Source organism: Pseudomonas pseudonitroreducens (assembly GCF_021603645.1).
Lineage (GTDB): Bacteria > Pseudomonadota > Gammaproteobacteria > Pseudomonadales > Pseudomonadaceae > Pseudomonas > Pseudomonas pseudonitroreducens.
Map to the genome: position 1 here is coordinate 125,085 of NZ_BQHJ01000017.1, position 16,441 is coordinate 141,525.

12 protein-coding genes are annotated in these 16,441 nt (G+C 66.0%); 5 read left to right on the forward strand and 7 right to left on the reverse strand.

Annotated elements, in window-relative coordinates; all coding sequences use genetic code 11:
* The first annotated feature begins 321 nt into the window (after positions 1 to 321).
* Positions 322 to 1,206, forward strand: a complete 885-nt coding sequence (locus L6D89_RS30810) for a DMT family transporter (protein WP_236202166.1) — start codon at positions 322 to 324, stop codon at positions 1,204 to 1,206.
* Between the two features lie 117 nt (positions 1,207 to 1,323).
* Here L6D89_RS30810 and L6D89_RS30815 read toward each other — a convergent pair whose 3' ends face one another.
* Positions 1,324 to 2,142, reverse strand: coding sequence for a helix-turn-helix domain-containing protein (locus L6D89_RS30815; protein ID WP_236174943.1), 819 nt, complete (start codon positions 2,140 to 2,142; stop codon positions 1,324 to 1,326).
* Positions 2,143 to 2,310: 168 nt separating this feature from the next.
* On the opposite strand from L6D89_RS30815, the gene L6D89_RS30820 reads away from it, so the two are divergent.
* Together L6D89_RS30820 and L6D89_RS30825 are read left to right on the forward strand one after the other, a co-directional pair.
* Entirely contained in the window at positions 2,311 to 3,753 is a 1,443-nt protein-coding gene (locus L6D89_RS30820) for an alanine/glycine:cation symporter family protein (protein ID WP_236174944.1), read from the forward strand.
* 90 nt (positions 3,754 to 3,843) lie between these two features.
* Entirely contained in the window at positions 3,844 to 4,839 is a 996-nt protein-coding gene (locus L6D89_RS30825) for an asparaginase (protein WP_236202167.1), read from the forward strand.
* Between the two features lie 15 nt (positions 4,840 to 4,854).
* Here L6D89_RS30825 and L6D89_RS30830 read toward each other — a convergent pair whose 3' ends face one another.
* Positions 4,855 to 5,481 (reverse strand): response regulator transcription factor, encoded by a 627-nt coding sequence (locus L6D89_RS30830; protein ID WP_024767262.1) that lies wholly within the window; start codon positions 5,479 to 5,481, stop codon positions 4,855 to 4,857.
* Positions 5,482 to 5,746: 265 nt separating this feature from the next.
* Here L6D89_RS30830 and hpaC point away from each other — a divergent pair, with 265 nt between their 5' ends.
* Together hpaC and catA are read left to right on the forward strand one after the other, a co-directional pair.
* Positions 5,747 to 6,268, forward strand: coding sequence for a 4-hydroxyphenylacetate 3-monooxygenase, reductase component (hpaC, locus tag L6D89_RS30835; protein ID WP_024767261.1), 522 nt, complete (start codon positions 5,747 to 5,749; stop codon positions 6,266 to 6,268).
* Positions 6,269 to 6,314: 46 nt separating this feature from the next.
* Positions 6,315 to 7,247 carry a catechol 1,2-dioxygenase gene (gene catA, locus L6D89_RS30840; protein ID WP_236202168.1) on the forward strand — a complete coding sequence of 311 codons (933 nt, stop codon included), beginning with the start codon at positions 6,315 to 6,317 and terminating at the stop codon, positions 7,245 to 7,247.
* Positions 7,248 to 7,852: 605 nt separating this feature from the next.
* Here catA and fhuB read toward each other — a convergent pair.
* From fhuB to L6D89_RS30865, 5 genes are all read right to left on the reverse strand, one after another.
* Entirely contained in the window at positions 7,853 to 9,862 is a 2,010-nt protein-coding gene (gene fhuB / locus L6D89_RS30845; RefSeq protein ID WP_236202169.1) for a Fe(3+)-hydroxamate ABC transporter permease FhuB, read from the reverse strand.
* Positions 9,855 to 10,760, reverse strand: a complete 906-nt coding sequence (locus tag L6D89_RS30850; protein WP_236202170.1) for an ABC transporter substrate-binding protein — start codon at positions 10,758 to 10,760, stop codon at positions 9,855 to 9,857. The genes fhuB and L6D89_RS30850 overlap by 8 nt, the downstream gene beginning before the upstream one ends.
* Positions 10,761 to 10,872: 112 nt before the next feature.
* A complete protein-coding gene (locus L6D89_RS30855) occupies positions 10,873 to 13,269 on the reverse strand; it encodes a TonB-dependent siderophore receptor (RefSeq protein ID WP_236202171.1) in 2,397 nt (798 codons plus the stop codon).
* Positions 13,270 to 13,423: 154 nt separating this feature from the next.
* On the reverse strand, positions 13,424 to 15,112 hold the full coding sequence (locus L6D89_RS30860) for a cyclic peptide export ABC transporter (RefSeq protein WP_236202172.1): 1,689 nt from the start codon (positions 15,110 to 15,112) through the stop codon (positions 13,424 to 13,426).
* Positions 15,113 to 15,371: 259 nt separating this feature from the next.
* Positions 15,372 to 16,400, reverse strand: a complete 1,029-nt coding sequence (locus L6D89_RS30865) for a FecR family protein (RefSeq protein WP_236202173.1) — start codon at positions 16,398 to 16,400, stop codon at positions 15,372 to 15,374.
* Between the last annotated feature and the right edge of the window lie 41 nt (positions 16,401 to 16,441).

The window sequence follows — 16,441 nt, forward strand, 5'->3', positions numbered from 1 at the left end:
TCTTATAGTTGTTGGCGCCGCATCGAGGCGGCGGCTGCGTCCATAGTGGTGTTCCGTGGCGGCCCGCCGCAATTCGCCCGAGGCGTAAGCGTTCGCTGTTCGAACATGAATTAACCAAATGGAACATTCCTCCGCGGGTATTGCGCGTAGGATGCCTGGCACAACGCCGAGCGGGACGCGTATCGCCCGGCCTTTCAGCGGACCCGCGAGGTGCTCGGGCAGCGGCGTGGCGGATTCTTTCTGCAGAGCCTCCTGCTAGGCTGTCCTGCTCTCCATGTTGGCCCCGTGCCGGCCGCATCTGCCTAGTGAATCCGTGAGTCGATGAGTACCAGCCAATCGCCGTTGTCCGGCGTCCACCAGCCCTTCAAGGGCATCCTGCTCATTGTCCTGGCGACCTTCCTGTTCTCCAGCCACGACGCGCTGTCCAAGTACCTGGCGAGCATCTATCCCATCGTCATGGTGGTGTGGGCGCGCTATGTGGTGCACACGCTGCTGATGGCGGGCATCTTCCTGCCGCGCGCGGGGTTTGCAGTGCTGCGCACCCGCCATCCGTTCCTGCAGACGGCCCGGGCGCTGTGCCTGCTGGGTACCAGCTTCCTGTTCACCACCGGCCTGCAGTACATCCCGCTGGCCGAGGCGACCTCGGTGAACTTCCTTGCGCCGCTGCTGGTAACGGCGCTGTCGGTGCCGCTGCTCGGTGAACGGGTCAGTTTCGGCCAATGGGCGGCGGTCATCGTCGGCTTCATCGGCGTGCTGATCATCGTCCACCCCGGCGGTGAGCTGTTCACCCCGGCGGTGCTGCTGCCATTCGGTTCGGCGCTGTGCTTCAGCGTCTACCAGCTGCTGACCCGCAAGCTCAGCCAGGTGGACAGCCCGACCACCAGCAACTTCTTCGCCGGGTTGTGCAACACCCTGATCGTCAGCGCGCTGGTGCCGTTCTTCTGGCAGTGGCCGGGGCTGGTGCACGGGCTGATGATGCTGGCCCTGGGCACCTGCGGGATGACCGCGCACCTGTTCCTCACCCAGGCGTTCAAGCATGCCGCGCCGGCACTGCTGGCGCCGTTCAGCTATTGCCAGATCGTCTTCGCCGGGCTGCTGGGATTCGTGATCTTCGGCCATACGCCGGAGCCGTCGGCGCTGCTGGGGATCGCGGTGATCTGCGGCAGCGGGTTGGCCGCGGCCTGGCTGCAGAGCCGCAAGGGGTAGGGCGATGCCGTTGCCGTAGGAGCGAGCTTGCTCGCGAACGGATTCACCGGTTGCTCCGACACTGGGCTGTTCGCGAGCAAGCTCGCTCCTACAGAAAAGCAATAGCGCCGGGCGGGGCTACTCGATTTCGAAGAGGCCATGGCGGATCGGCCCGACCTGCAGGCGCTGGCGTACGTCGTCGTCGATGCGCGGGTCGTCCGGCTGGTAGAGCTTCACCTGGCGGTAGGCGCTGATCCGGTTGATCTCCTGGCCCAGGTATTCCCAGACCACACGGGTGCAGGCCGGGGTGCGCCGGTCGCCGCTGGAGACACCGGTCTTCAGCCCGTTCAGGCGGGTGATACGGCTCTTGAAGCTGGGAATGAGGATGGTCTGGCTCATCTCGTTGACGGTGAGCGACTCGTAGTCCATCAGGAACAGCCGGTCCTGCAGCTGGAAGGCCGCGCCCAGGTAGCGGCAGCGCACCCAGTCCTCGGCCTGCACATCGGTGCTGCTGGAACGCTCCTGGCGTTCCTGGCGCTCGAAGAGGAAATTGCCGTCCTGCTCATACAGGTGCACCAGCGACAGCAGGATCGATCCCGGCACCGACATGCAGTTGGAATACTCGAAGTAGTAGCCGCAATAGCGCGACAGGTTACCCGCGTGGTCGCGCAACGGCTGGAGCATTTCCAGCAGCGGGTCATTGCGCTGCACATTGGCCGGCGAAGTGCCGCGCGCGCCGATCAGCCGGGCGAACTGCTCAGGCGGCAGTTGCAACTCGTAGTCCTCGACGCCGAAGAAATCGCCGATGCGCTTGAGGTTGTATGCGGTGGGCTGGCTCTGTCCGCCGAGGTACTTGTTGAACTGCGCACGGTTGATCGAAAGCTTGCGGCAAACCTCCGAAATAGAGCGGTAATGGGCGCACAGCAGCTTGAGGTTGGGGCCAAGGTTTTCGGACATCAGTGCCAGGTCCAGGTGATGCGACTGACGCCATAATAGCGCCAAGTGGCGTCAATTCGTAGCAAGCCGCGAAATTGTTTCAGGAGGCTTCGGGCGCAACCATGCGCCCCTAGTGAGCGGACCAGCCCCAGGTCCGTGCTCCCACAATAACAATCGAGGCCCCAGCACATGCTCGACGCGATCAACGATTTCCTCTCCGGGAAAGTCCTCATCGTCCTCATCGTAGGACTCGGCGCGTATTTCACCATCCGCTCCCGGTTCGTCCAGTTCCGTCACTTCGGCCACATGTTCGGTGTGTTCAAGGAGTCGATTCGTGGCCAGTCGGGCCAGCTGAGCTCGTTCCAGGCCCTGATGCTGTCCCTAGCCGGTCGCGTGGGCGCCGGTAACATCGCCGGTGTCGGCATCGCCGTGACCCTCGGTGGTCCGGGCGCCGTGTTCTGGATGTGGGTCACCGCGCTGGTGGGCATGTCCAGCAGCTTCTTCGAGTGCACCCTGGCCCAGGTCTACAAGCGCAGCGACGGCAACGGCCTGTACCGCGGCGGCCCGGCCTACTACATCCAGCACGGCCTGAAGCTGCGCTGGATGGCCATGACCTTTGCGGTCCTGCTGCTGGTCACCTACGGCTTCGCCTTCAACGGCCTGCAAGCCTTCACCGTGACCCACTCGCTGCAGAATGCCTTCGACATCCCGGTGCTGTACTCGGGCATCGCCCTGGCCGTGCTGCTGGCCATCGTGTTCTTCGGCGGCATCCAGCGCATCGCCGCGGTCTCCGATCTGCTGGTGCCGGTGAAGACCCTGGCCTACATCGCCGTGACCCTGTACGTGATCGTCACCCAGATCGAACTGGTGCCGGGCATGCTGAGCACCATCGTGAAGAGCGCCTTCGGCCTGGAACCGGCCTTCGCCGGCCTGCTCGGCAGTGCCATCGTGATGGGCGTGAAGCGTGGCGTGTTCGCCAACGAAGCGGGCCTGGGCAGTGCGCCGAACGTGGCCGCAGTCGCCGCCGTGCGTCACCCGGCGTCGCAGGGTGTGGTCCAGGCGTTCAGCGTGTTCCTCGACACCTTCGTCATCTGCACCTGCACCGCGCTGCTGATCCTGCTCTCGGGCTTCTACACTCCGGGCTTCGAAGGCGACGGCATCACCCTGACGCAGAACTCGCTGGCCGCCGTGGTCGGTGACTGGGGGCGAATCTTCGTCAGCGTCGCGCTGTCGCTGTTCGTGTTCACCTGCATCACCTACAACTACTACCTCGGCGAGAACGCCCTGCAGTTCATCGTCGGCCGCAGCCGCTCTGCGCTGATCGCCTTCCGCATCCTGGTGCTGGGCCTGATCCTCTGGGGCTCGATGCAGAACCTGGGCACCGTGTTCGCCTTCGCCGACATCACCATGACCTGCCTGGCCTTCGTCAACCTGGTGGCCCTGGCGATGCTGATCAAGACTGGCCTGCGCGTAATGCGCGACTACGACGAGCAGCGCCGCGCCGGCATCGAGCGCCCGGTGTTCGACGCCAGCAAGTTCGCCGACCTGGATATCGACCACGACGCCTGGCGCGACGCGCACAAGATCAACGCCACCGCTCCGGCCCACGGCAGCCTGCCGGCCCAGGGCTGATCCTGCCTCGGACCAAGGTCTGACAAGCGAGGCCGGGACTTCTCCCGGCCTCGCGGTTTATCCTGTGAACTTTCCTACAAGAGCACTGGCATGCGTCGCGTGAAGAATCTCTTCGTCCTCTATACCGGCGGCACCATCGGCATGCTGCAGACCGCCGAAGGCCTGGCGCCGGCAGGCGGTTTCGAAGCGCGCATGCGCGAGCAACTGCAAGGGCACCAGGAGATATGCCTGGATTGGTCCTTCGCCGAACTGCGCCCGCTGCTCGATAGCGCCAACATGACCCAGGCCAACTGGCTGGCCATGCGCGACGCCATCGTCAATGCGGTGGAGCAGGGCGGTCATGACGGTGTGCTGGTGCTGCACGGCACCGACACCCTGGCCTACAGCGCCGCCGCGCTGTCGTTCCTGCTGCTGGGTCTGGGCGTCCCCGTGGTGTTCAGCGGCTCCATGCAGCCGATGGGCGCGCCGGGCAGCGATGCGCCGGCGAACCTGTTGGGCGCGCTGAAGGCACTGGAGTCCGGCGTCGAGCCGGGCGTCTGGTTGTACTTCAATGGCGAACTGATGCATGGCGCGCGCGTCACCAAGCTGCGCAGCGAGGCCTTCGATGCCTTCGCGGTACTGCCACGCGAGCGCAAGGGTGAGCGTGCGGCGCTGCTTCCTGGCGAACTGGATTACCGCCAGCCGCGCCAACCGGTGAACCTCGCGGTGCTGCCGCTGTTCCCCGGCCTGCGTGCCGAACACCTGCGCGCGTTGCTGGGCAGTGGCGTACAGGCGCTGTTGCTGGAGTGCTACGGCAGTGGCACCGGTCCGTCGGATAATGAGGAATTGCTGGCGGTATTGCGTGAGGCGCATGCCCGTGGCGTGGTGTTGCCCGCCATCAGCCAGTGTCCGCAAGGCCACGTGGCGTTCGACGTCTATGCCGCGGGCAGCCGCCTGCGCGATGCCGGATTGGTGTCGGGAGGGGGAATGACCCGCGAAGCCGCGCTGGGCAAGCTGTTCAGCCTGATCGGCAGTGGTCTGGCGCAAGACGAGGTGGAACGCCTGTTCGCCCTCGACCTGTGCGGCGAGCGCGTCGACACCGAGTAAAGGAAGGCGCCCCGTTCAGGGGCGCGATTCTTCCAGCGGCACGTTGAGCACTTCGCGCACCAGCATGGCGATGCTGCTCACGCCCATCTTTTCCTTGATCTTGGTGCGGTGCACATCGACCGTCTTGACGCTGATATTCAGCTCGCGGGCGATGACCTTGCTGGCCTTGCCGTCCACCACCATCATCAGGATTTCCCGCTCCCGCCCGGTCAAAAGGTCCAGCTTGTGCTGCAGGACCTGCTTCTGCTCCTGCCCGGCATGCACCTGCACTGCGCTTTTCAGCGCCGCCTGGATGCGATCGAGCATCTGCTGCGGGTTGTAGGGCTTCTCGACGAAATCCAGCGCGCCGTTCTTCATCGCCTTCACCGACATCGGGATATCGCCGTGGGCGGTGACGAAGATGGTCGGCAGGGCGATGCCCTTGTCGTTGAGCATCTCCTGCAGCTGGAAGCCGCTGGTCTCGGGCATGCGCACGTCGAGCACCAGACAGGCGGGAAGCTTGGGGTCGTATTCGCGCAGGAACTCCTCGGCGCCGCCGTAGCACAGCGATTCGATGCTGACCGATTCGAGCAGCCAGGCGAGGGAGGTGCGCAGGTCCTTGTCGTCGTCGACGATGTAGACCACGGGTTTTCTAGCATCCATCAGGCGTTGCCACTTTCTTTTTTATCGTTGTAGAGCTGCACGTAGGCCGCGTACGCCGGGCTTTGGCCCGGTCGCCGCAATGGCATGCCCCGGAGCATACCCATAGTCGGCGATGCTGACGATAAAGAAACCACCTACATGACTAGCGGCCACCACCCTCTGGCGTGGTAATCGTCTGAATGTTTCGCACCCTGGCGCTGCCCTACGCTGGCCCCATACAAGAAAGGCCGGGCGTGCCGGCCACTCCAGCACAAGGGGCGACGACATGGCCAACACCCTCAGCCAGACCCAGATCGATTTCCGCAACGCCATGGCGCAACTGCCGGCGGCGGTGAACATCATTACCACCAATGGCCCGGAAGGCCGCTGCGGCATCACCGCCAGCGCGGTCTGCTCGGTCACCGACTCGCCACCCACCGTGCTGGTCTGCGTCAACCGCGGCAGCGCCACCCACGACGTGTTCCGCAGCAACGGCCACCTGTGCGTCAACGTGCTCTGTGGTGAGCAGGAAGAGCTGGCCAAGCACTTCGCCGGGATGACCAAGGTGTCCATGGAAGAACGCTTCGCCTGGGATCTCTGGGACGACGGCTACGCCGGCCTGCCAGTACTGCGCCAGGCGCTGGTCAGCCTGGAAGGGCGGATCAGCGACTGCAAGGAAGTCGGCTCGCACACCGTGATGTTCGTCGAGCTGGAAAAGGTCGCGGTGCGCGAGCGCCAGGACAGCCTGGTGTACTTCAACCGCGTGTTCCATCGCGTCGACCGCGAGGCCGTGCGCTGCGCGAGCTGACCCCCTGCGGTTTTCGAGATCAATAACAAGAACGAGGTGATTCAGCATGACCGTGAAGATTTCCCAGACTGCCGATATCCAGAGCTTCTTCGAAGAGGCCAGCGGCGCCCTGAACGATGCCGGCAACCCGCGGGTGAAGAGCCTGGTCCTGCGCATCCTGCAGGACACCGCCAGGCTTATCGAGGACATGAACGTCACCCCGGACGAGTTCTGGAAAGCCGTGGACTACCTCAACCGGCTCGGTGCTCGCCAGGAAGCCGGCCTGGTGGTCGCCGGCCTGGGCATCGAGCACTACCTCGACCTGCTGCTGGACGCCCAGGACGCTGCCGTCGGCATCGAAGGCGGCACCCCGCGCACCATCGAAGGCCCGCTGTACGTGGCCGGTGCGCCGCTGTCCGAAGGCGAGGCGCGGATGGATGACGGAAAAGACGCGGGCACCGTGATGTTCCTCTCCGGCCGCGTGTTCGACCTCGACGGCAAGCCGCTGGCCGGTGCCGTGGTCGACCTCTGGCACGCCAACACCAAGGGCACCTACTCCTACTTCGACAGCACCCAGTCCGAGCACAACCTGCGCCGGCGCATCGTCACCGACGCCGAAGGCCGCTACCAGGCCCGCAGCATCGTCCCCAGCGGCTATGGCTGCCCGCCGGACGGCCCGACCCAGGAGCTGCTCAACCAGCTCGGCCGTCACGGCCAGCGCCCGGCGCACATCCACTTCTTCATCTCCGCGCCGGGGCATCGCCACCTGACCACGCAGATCAACCTGGCCGGCGACCAGTACCTGTGGGACGACTTTGCCTACGCCACCCGTGACGGGCTGATCGGCGAGGTGCGTTTCGTCGAGGACGCAGCCGCCGCCCAGGCACGCGGAGTGGAAGGGCGCTTCGCCGAGATCGAGTTCGATTTCCAGTTGCAGCAGGCGGTCAGTGCCGACGCGGAAGACCGCAGCAATCGTCCTCGCGCCTTGCAGGAAGCCTGATTCTCCATCTGCTCTGACCCTGCCGATGACCTCGCCGTAGGATGGCGTGGAGCGCAGCGATACCCATCAATCCGTGCACCGGCAGCATGGGTATCGCTGCGCTCCACCCACCCTACCCAGCTCGCTGCTCATCTCGGTGTGGCCGGCGAGCAATCGCGGACGGAGTCCGCTCCTACGCCCCCGGAACCTTTCTCGCCAGGCGTGTAGGAGCGGACTTCGTCCGCGATGGCTTTCCATCCATGCCGAAGCATCAGAGGCGTGCGGTTCGCGAGCAAGGACTGGGCGTCCCCTCGGTCCTGCAAGGGACTCCAGTGATTACCGGCAGAGCCCGGCCTTGCTGGCAACCCGCCGTAGGATGGCGTGGAGCGCAGCGATACCCATCGATCCATGCACCGACCGCATGGGTATCGCTGCGCTCCACCCATCCTACCCAGCTCGCTGCTGACCTTGATGTGGCCGGGGAGCAATCGCGGACGGAGTCCGCTCCTACGCCCCCGGAGCCTTTCTCGCAAGGTGCGTAGGAGCGGACTCCGTCCGCGATGGTTTTCCATCCATGCCGATGCACCGGCGCGTGCGATTCGCGAGCAGGCTCGCTCTTGCCCGCTTTAGCCCCGACGCTCCCGATGCATCAGCCAGAGGAAGTACGGGCAACCGATGAACGCCGCCAGCAAGCCCGCCGAAACCGGCCAGGGATAGGCGATGTTGCGCCCCAGCCAATCCGCCACCACCATGATCAAGGCACCGGCCAGCGCGCTCAGCAGCAATTGCGGCGCGGCGCGGCGTACGCCGAGGTGGCGGGCGATGTGCGGGCCGATCAGGCCGACGAAGCTCAGTGGGCCGACGATGATGGTCGCGGTGGCGGTCAGCACGGCGGCGGTCAGCAGGATTGCCAGGTGACTCCCGCGCAACCGCAAGCCCAGCGCGGTGGCGGTGCCGTTGCCGAGGGTCAGCAGGTCCAGCGGGCGGGCCAGCAACAGGCTCACCCCGATCATTGCCGCACCGACGGCCAGCCCGGTGCTCGCGGACGTCACATCCACCTGATAGGTCGAGCCGGTCATCCAGCTCATCATCGCGGTCATGCGCGGGTCGCCACTGGCCAGTAGCAGCGTGCTCAACGAATGCAGCAGGGTGGTCAGGCACACGCCGGTGAGCAGCAGGCGCTCGGCATTGAAGGTCTTGCGCCAGGCAAACCACAGCAGCAGGCCGAGCGTCAGCAGTGCGCCAATGCTGGCGGCCGGCACCATGTAGGTCTGCGGCTGCGGCATCACCAGGAACAGCACCAGCACGGCGATGGCCGCGCCGGATGTGGCGCCAAGGACTTCCGGGCTGGCCATGGGATTGCCGGTCAGGCGCTGCACCAGCAGGCCGGCGACGGCCAGCATGGCGCCGGCGGCGAGCGAGCCGAGCACGCGGGGTACGCGCCATTGTGCGATGGCGTCGCTGAGGCCGGCGTCGCCCCAGTGCCAGCCGTTGGCGCCCACCGCGAAGTAGATCGCCGGCAGGGTCAGCAAGGCGAGCAGGACGGTCATGCCGATGATCAGCCGCCAAGGATGTTGCCGTTGCGGCTGGGCCGGCGCCGGTCGCGGGATGATCCCGCCGCTGCGCTGGCGGCTGAGCAGCCACAGCAGCAGCGGCACGCTGAAGATGCCGGTGAGGATGCCGGCGGGAATCTCCCCGGCGAAGCGCGATAGTTCGCGGGCGATCTGGTCCACCACGCAAAGGAGCGCGGCGCCCAGCAGCGGCGCCCAGATCAGCCGTTGCTTCAGCGTGCGGGCACCGCACAGCCGGGCAATGGCGGGAGCGGCAAGACCGACGAAGGCGAGCATGCCCACCGCGCTCGTGACGAAGGCACTCAGCGCCACGGCCACGGCGAGGCCCAGCACGCGGGTGCGACGCAGGTTGACGCCCACCGCCGCCGCGCCTTCATCCTCCAGGCCCAGGGCTGCCAGCGGGCGCACCATCAGCAGGGCGATGACCATGGCTACCGCCAGGCGCGGGGCGAGGTACAGCACGCCGTCCCAGCCGCTCTGGTTCAGCGAGCCGGCCTGCCAGAGCAGCAGGTCGATCAGGTAGTCGTGGTTGAACAGCACCAGCAGCGCGTTGAGCGACACGCAGTAGAGGCTGATGACCATGCCGGCGAGGATGAAACGCAGCGGCGACAGCGTGCGGCCCCAGGCAAAGGCGAACAGCAGGGCCGTGGCGAGCGCGGCGCCGGTCAGGGTGACGGCTTCCAGGCCATGCACCAGCAGCGTCGGGGCGAAGATGGTGGCGGCCGACAGCGCCAGGTTGGCGCCGGCGGAAACACCCAGCGTCACCGGTTCGGCCAGCGGGTTGCGCAGTATCTGCTGGAACAGCGTGCCGGCCAGGGCCAGTGCGGCGCCGGCCATCAGGCTCACCGCCAGGCGCGGGAAGAAGCTGAAGTGCAGCAGCACCTGGCGCACGTCGTCCAGGTTCGGCGACCACAAGGCCTGCCACCAGAGTTCGCGGGGCAGGGCGCCTTGCAGGCCGTGGAAGACCAGCAGGCCCGCGAGGATCGCCAGCACCAGCGTACAGATCGCCGGCCCCAGCGGCAGGCCGTTGCGCGGGGCTGCGAGGCCCAGGGTCGATTCAGACATGGGCGACCTCCGTGGCGCTGTCCAGGTAGGCCGCGATGCGCTCGGCGAGGTCCAGCACCGAGGCCGCGCCGGCGTAGGGGTAGAAGCGCTGCAGCGTCAGGGTATGGCCCTGGCGCACGGCGGGCAGGTTGGCCCAGAGGTCGTTGGGCTGCCGCAGGCTCTGCAGGCGCGCCGAGGTGGTGGGGATGTCGACGTAGACCAGGTGTGCGTCCGGACGCTCAGCCAGCCGCTCGATGCTGACCATGGCCAGCCCCACCGGGCCGACTGGCCCTTGCCAGGCATTCTCGACGCCGAGGCGGTCGAGCACGTCCTGCACCATGCTGTTCCTGCCGTAGACAGCGGCGTGGCGGCCGTCCTGGTTGAGCACGGCAACGCAGACCGGCGGCAGGCTGCGGTTGGCCAGTTTGGCGCGTAGTTCGGCCAGGCGCTGTTCGCCGGCAGCGATGTAGTCGGCAGCGACCTGCTCGACGCCCAATCGCCGCGCCAGGTCATTCATGAAGTCGGTCGTGGCCTTCCAGGCGCCCTCGGCAGCCGGGTAGATGGCGACCTTTTCGGTCGGCGCAATACCGTTGAGTCGGCGCTGCAAGGTCGGCGTCATCGGGTCGCTGAGGATCAGTTGTGGTTGCAGCTGCTGGATCAGTTCGAGGTTCGGTTCCCAGTACGGGCCCACGTCACGCACGCTGTCGGGCAACGCCATCGTCGGCATGCGCACCCGGTAGTAGCGGTCGTCGGAAATCGCCAGGGGCGGCACCCCCAGGGTCAGCAGCGTTTCAGCGGCCACCCAGTTGAGCGCGACGATCCGCGTCAGGCGCTCACCGGCGAAAACCGGCAGGCCGCAGGCGCAGGCCAGCCCGCCCAGGGCAAGGCGCTGCAGCAGGTGGCGACGGGTGAGGGACATGCACTACTCCTCGCGTGAAACAACAGGCTCTTGAAACAACAAAGGGCCCCCTGTGAACAGGGAGCCCGGGAGCAGCGGACGGAAGCGACACGGGGCCGCTTCCGTCGGTGCCTTACCAGCTGTACTTCACGCTGGTCATGACGGTGCGGCGCAGGCCCGGGTAGCAGGAGATCGGGCTGTCGCAGGTGGCGGCATAGTCCTCGTCCAGCAGGTTCTGCGCGTTCACCGAGAGGGTCACGTTCTTGTTCAGCGGGTAGCTCACGCCGGCGTCGAACAGGGTGTAGTTGTCGACGTGGTAGGTGTTGGTGTTGTTGCCGTAGAGCGAGCCGGTGTAGCGCACGCCGCCGCCGATGGAGAGGCCGTCGACCACGCCTTCGTGGAAGGTGTAGTTCAGCCAGCCATTGGCCATGTGCTCGGGTACGTTGGCCGGGCGGTTGCCCTCGTTGGCGTCGTTGCTCTTGGTGATCTTGGCCTTGGTGTAGGTGTAGGAAGCCAGCAGGTCCCAGTTCTCATCCAGCTTGGCCTTCAGCTCGGCCTCGATGCCGCGCGAGCGCTGCTCGCCGGTGGGCTCGTTGAAGCCAGTCGGCACGCCGTTGGCACTGAGCTGCGGGGTGAGGATGTTTTCCTTGGTCAGCTCGTAGGCGGCCAGGGTGATCAGCAGCGTCTCGTCCGGCTGGAACTTCACGCCGGCCTCGTACTGGTGGGCTTCGCTGGATTTGAACGCGCCGCCATCCGGGCCGAGGCCGGAGTTCGGCACGAAGGACTCGGAGTAGCTGACGTAGGGCGCCAGGCCGAAGTCGGTCAGGTAGGTCACGCCGACGCGGCCGGTGAAGGCGTTGTCCTTCTGCATGCTGTGCGCGCCGGTATGGCTGTCCAGGTCATTGCGCACGTAGTCGTAGCGGCCACCGGCGGTGAGGATCCAGTGGTCGTCGAACTTGACCTGGTCCTGCAGGTAGGCGCCGACCTGCTCGATGTTCTGGTTGTAGTCGATCGCCTGGCCGGGGAGGGTGGTGTCCTTGGTCGGGCGCTGCACGCTCTGGCCGTACTGCGGGTTGTCCAGGTTCAGCGACGGGCCGAGGGTGCGCCAGCGGGCGATGTCGGCGTCCTGCCAGCTGTAGTCGACGCCCATCAGCAGGGTGTGCTTGATGGAACCGGTGTCGAAGTTGGCCTGGAGCTGGTTGTCCAGGTTGAAGGTGTCCATGTGCTGGTCGAAACGGTCGGCGGTACGGATGATGTTGCGACCGACCTGGGCTTGCGGCAACAGGTTGGCGAACACCAGGTCGACCTGGCCATAACGCGCGTTCTGGCGGAACTCCCAGACATCGTCGAAGCGATGGCGGAACTCGTAGCCGAGGGTGTACTGGTCCTGGCTGAAGTGGTTGTAGCTATGGTCGCCCAGCAACGTGCCGGTGGTGTGGCCGTTGACGCTGTAGTCGAAGATCGACCCGGAGTTGCGGTCACGCAGGAAGTCGGTGAGCACGGTCAGGCTGGTGTCTTCGTCCGGCGCCCAGGTGAAGGACGGGGCGATGTAGTAGCGGTCGTCCTCGACCTCGTGGCCGTCGTCGTATTCGGCCTGGGTGTTGGCATCGCGGGCCAGGCCCACCACGCGGTAGAGGAACTGGTTCTGCTCGTCCAGGGCGCCGCCGAGGTCGAACTGGCCCTGCTTGCGGTCATGGTTGCCGCCGGTCAGCTGGACTTCGTTGATGTGATTGGCAGTGGGCTTCTTGCTCACGCGGTTGACGATGCCGCCGGCGTCGCCCAGGCCGAACAGGCTGGAGGACGGGCCACGGACCACGTCGATACGCTCGAAGGCATAGGGCTCGCTGCGAAAGAAGGCGTAGCTGTTGTTCTGCTGACGCAGGCCGTTGAGGTAGTCACTGGTGGCCTGGGCATTGAAGCCGCGGATGTACATCCAGTCGAAGCCCTTGGGGTCCAGGCCATAGGCTTCCACCTTGACGCCCGGCACGTAGCGCAGCGCTTCGGTCACCGTCTGGGCGCCCTGGGCGTCCATCTGCTTGCGGGTGATCACCGAGATCGACTGGGGGATTTCCAGCAGCGGGGTGTCGGTCTTGCTACCGCTGTTGGAGGTGCGCGGCACGTAGCTGTCCTCACCCTCGACGGCGCCGGTGATGACCTGGGCGGACATGTTCAGGGTGTCGCCACTGGCGGCGTCGGCGCCCAGCAGGGTCACGCGGCTGCCTTCCACCTGGTACTTGATGCCGGTGCCCTGCAGCAGACGCTCCAGCGCCTGGGTAGGCTCCATCTCGCCGCGTACGCCGGGCGCACGCAGGTTCTGCACCTGGGTCTGGTTGAAGACGATCTGCAGGTTCGACTGCGCACCCAGGCTGGTGAGGGCGGAGGCCAGCGACTGGGCCGGGATGTCGATGCGGACCGGGGCGGCCTCGGCGGCGGAGGCCGCCAGTACCATCCCCAGGGCGGTGGCGCGGACCAGGCGGGCCAGGGGCTTCACCGGGTGCCGGGATTGCAGCGCAGTGCGGGTGCGACTCACTTTGTTAGCTCCTATGATCTTAATGCAGTTTCTAATAAGAATGATTCAGCTTTATGTGACGCGCCGGCTGAAAAAAACCGGAAGAATCCGTTCGATCTTTTTTTATTGCTGAGCGACGACCGCGGGAAAGGCGGCCATCCAGGCCGCCGGGCCGTCAGTGCAGCGCCACGCCAGAAGCACCAGGCGTGGCTGCGCTGCGCTGCTCCTCGACCGCCACGATCTGCCCGGCGCGCATGCGCAGCAGGCGGTCGGCGACGTTGAAATAACGGTCATCGTGGGAAATCACGATCAGCGTCTTGCCCTGGGCGCGCAGCTCGGGCAACAGCTCGGTGTAGAAAATCCGCCGGAACTCGGGGTCCTGGTCCGCGGCCCATTCGTCGAACACCAGCACCGGGCGCTTCTCCAGCCACGCCTGCACCAGCGCCAGGCGCTTGCGCTGGCCGGTGGACAGGTCGGTCGTCGAGAACTCCTGGCCGTGCAGGCTGACCTTATGGGCGATCTCCAGGCGCTCCAGGTAGCGACCGGCTTCGACCGGGATGTCCTGGCTGCCCTTGAGCAGGTCCTCGAACAGGAAGTAGTCGGCGAAGATGGTGGTGAACAGTTGGCGGTAGTCGTCGCGACTGCCATCGCCGACCGCTTCGCCATTGAGCAGCAGCTCGCCAGCGCGCGGGGCGTAGAGGCCGAGCAGCAGCTTGATCATGGTGGTCTTGCCGCAGCCGTTGTCGCCGGCGATGAAGAGGATTTCCCCGCGATTCACCGTCAGGTTCAGCGGGCCGACGGCGAAGCCACTGGAGCCGTCGTCGGTGGGGTAGTGATAGGCCAGGTCGCGCAGCTCGATGGAGTGGAATTCCTGTGCCGGGCGACCATCGTCGGCCAGCAGCAGGTTCGGCTCCGGGGAGGAGAAACGCACCGACAACTCGGCGATGCGGCGGAACGCGACCTGTGCACGGGTGACCACCGGCAGCTGGCCGATCAGTCCTTCCAGCGGGCCCTTCATGTACAGCAGCACCAGGATGAAGCCGGACAGCGTCGCCTGGTCGGTGCTCGGCCACAGCGACTGGTAGGCCAGGGCCACGCCGATGACGATGAAGAACAGCGTCGAACCGAAGCCCTTGGCCACGTTGAACAGGTTGATCGAGCGCAGCTGGATGTCGCAGATCTCGTCGGCGGTGCCTTGCAGGCGCTCGCTGTAATGCTGGAAGCGGCGCGGGCGGCTGATGCGCAGCTCCTTGGCGCCCTCGGCGATGGCGCGGTAGTGCTTCTGCAGCTCGTCTTCCTTGTCCCGAGCCTCGAAGAAGCCCTTGATGCCCTTGGCCCGTGCGACGTACTGCACGGCACTGCCGACGACGATGGCGATAGCGGTGGCGAGGAACATCGGCGGCGACAGCCAGGCCAGGTAGCCCAGGCAACCCAGCGTCGTGGTCAGCGCGACGGCCAGCGGCGCGAAGGCGAAGGCGAAGTCGCTGATGGTGTCGATGTCGTGGGTCAGCACGGGGATCAGGCGATGGCTGCGGTAGCGTTCGATCTGCTCGATGGGCGCGGAAATGATCTTGCTGCCCAGGTCTTTGCGCAGCCGCGCGATCACGTGCTGGCCGACGTAATTGGTGCCCATGTCGGAAATGATCGAGCCCAGCAGTGCCAGCGCGCACAGCCCGGCGAAGCCCAGCAGCAGGCCGGCGGGCATGCCGCCCTGCGAGTGCAGGCTGTAGTTGATGGTGGCGAGCAGCGCTGTGATGGCCGAGCCGCCCAGAATCCCCAGCAGGGTGGCGGCGGTCAGCGGCAGCCAGTGCGGCCGCAGCAGTTTGAGCATCTCGCGCAAGGCGCTTGGAGCGGGTGTCTGCATCGTCTTTTCCTGGACCCGGCCTGCCGGAAAGCAGGCCGCACAACGGGACGAGACGGCGCGCGAATCAGCAAATCATCGGCAAATCCGAATCGTTGCTATCAAGACGAATGAGCCGGGAGAAAACTGAAGAGAATTTGCGAATTTATCGCAAATGAGTCGGCACAGATGCTGAGGTCTCTGTAGGAGCGGACTCTGTCCGCGATCGGTGTCCGGCGCGAAGCGAGGCCAATCGCGGACAGAGTCCGCTCCTACAGTGGGGTTAGAGCTGCACGTAGCGGCTGGCGAGCACCATGCGGCCCTGGTGGTCCTTGCGCAATTCCAGCGGCAGGACCTTGGGTAGCGAGTCCACCAGCGCCTGCAGGTCGTCGGTGCGGTAGATGCCGCCAATGCGCATGGCGGCAACGGTCGCATCGTCGAGGAACACCGGCTGCTTGAGGTAGCGATTGATCAGCGGGATGGCCGCTTGCAGCGTCAGGTCGTCGATCACCAGCTTGCCCTCGATCCAGGCGATGGCGCCCGCAGGCGCCACCTGGGCCAGCTCGATGCGCTGGCTGCCCTGGCTGTAGCGCGCCTGCATGCCCGGCGTGAGCTGGGCGCTGTTGCCGTCGACGCTGTCGGGCGGGCTGACCACCACCGAGCCTTCGAGCAGGGTGACCAGCATCTGGTGCGGGTCGGTCCAGACGTTGAAGCGCGTGCCGGTGACCCGCACGCTGCCGTTGTCGGTGTAGACCGAGAAGGGCTGCAAGGTGTCGTGGGTGACCCGGAAGTACGCTTCGCCGCCGCTTTTCAGCCAGGCACTGCGGCGATCGCGGAAGTCGGCGAAGATCAGTTGCGAATGGCTGTTGAGCTCGACTATCGAGCCGTCGGCCAACTCGACCTCGCGTGCGCCGGGTTGCGCGGCGTAGTAGCCGACCTTCGACGGCAGCCAGCCAGCGGACCAGCCGGCCGACCACAGGGCGCCAATGGCCACCAGCATGCCAGCCGCCACGGCGACGATGCGCTTGCCTCGGCGTGGGCGACTGGCGCTGCTGTGGCGGCGGCGATCGTTCGAAGGCGTCGCTGCGATCGGGGCGGGCGCTACTCGCGGAGTCGCTGGCAGCAGTTCCGAAAGCTGCCAGATCTCCAGCATCGCCTGGTACTCCTCCTCGTGGCGCGGGTCGACTGCGAGCCACTGCGCGAATTCGGCGCGCTCGGCATCGCTGCACTCTTCATCGTGCAGACGCGCGCACCAGTGCGCGGCTTCGGCGCTGACGCGGTCATCGTCGAACGGGGCGGGGGAGCTGGTCATCAGGAATCTCGGTGAGGCCGTTTGCGGCCGATATCACACTT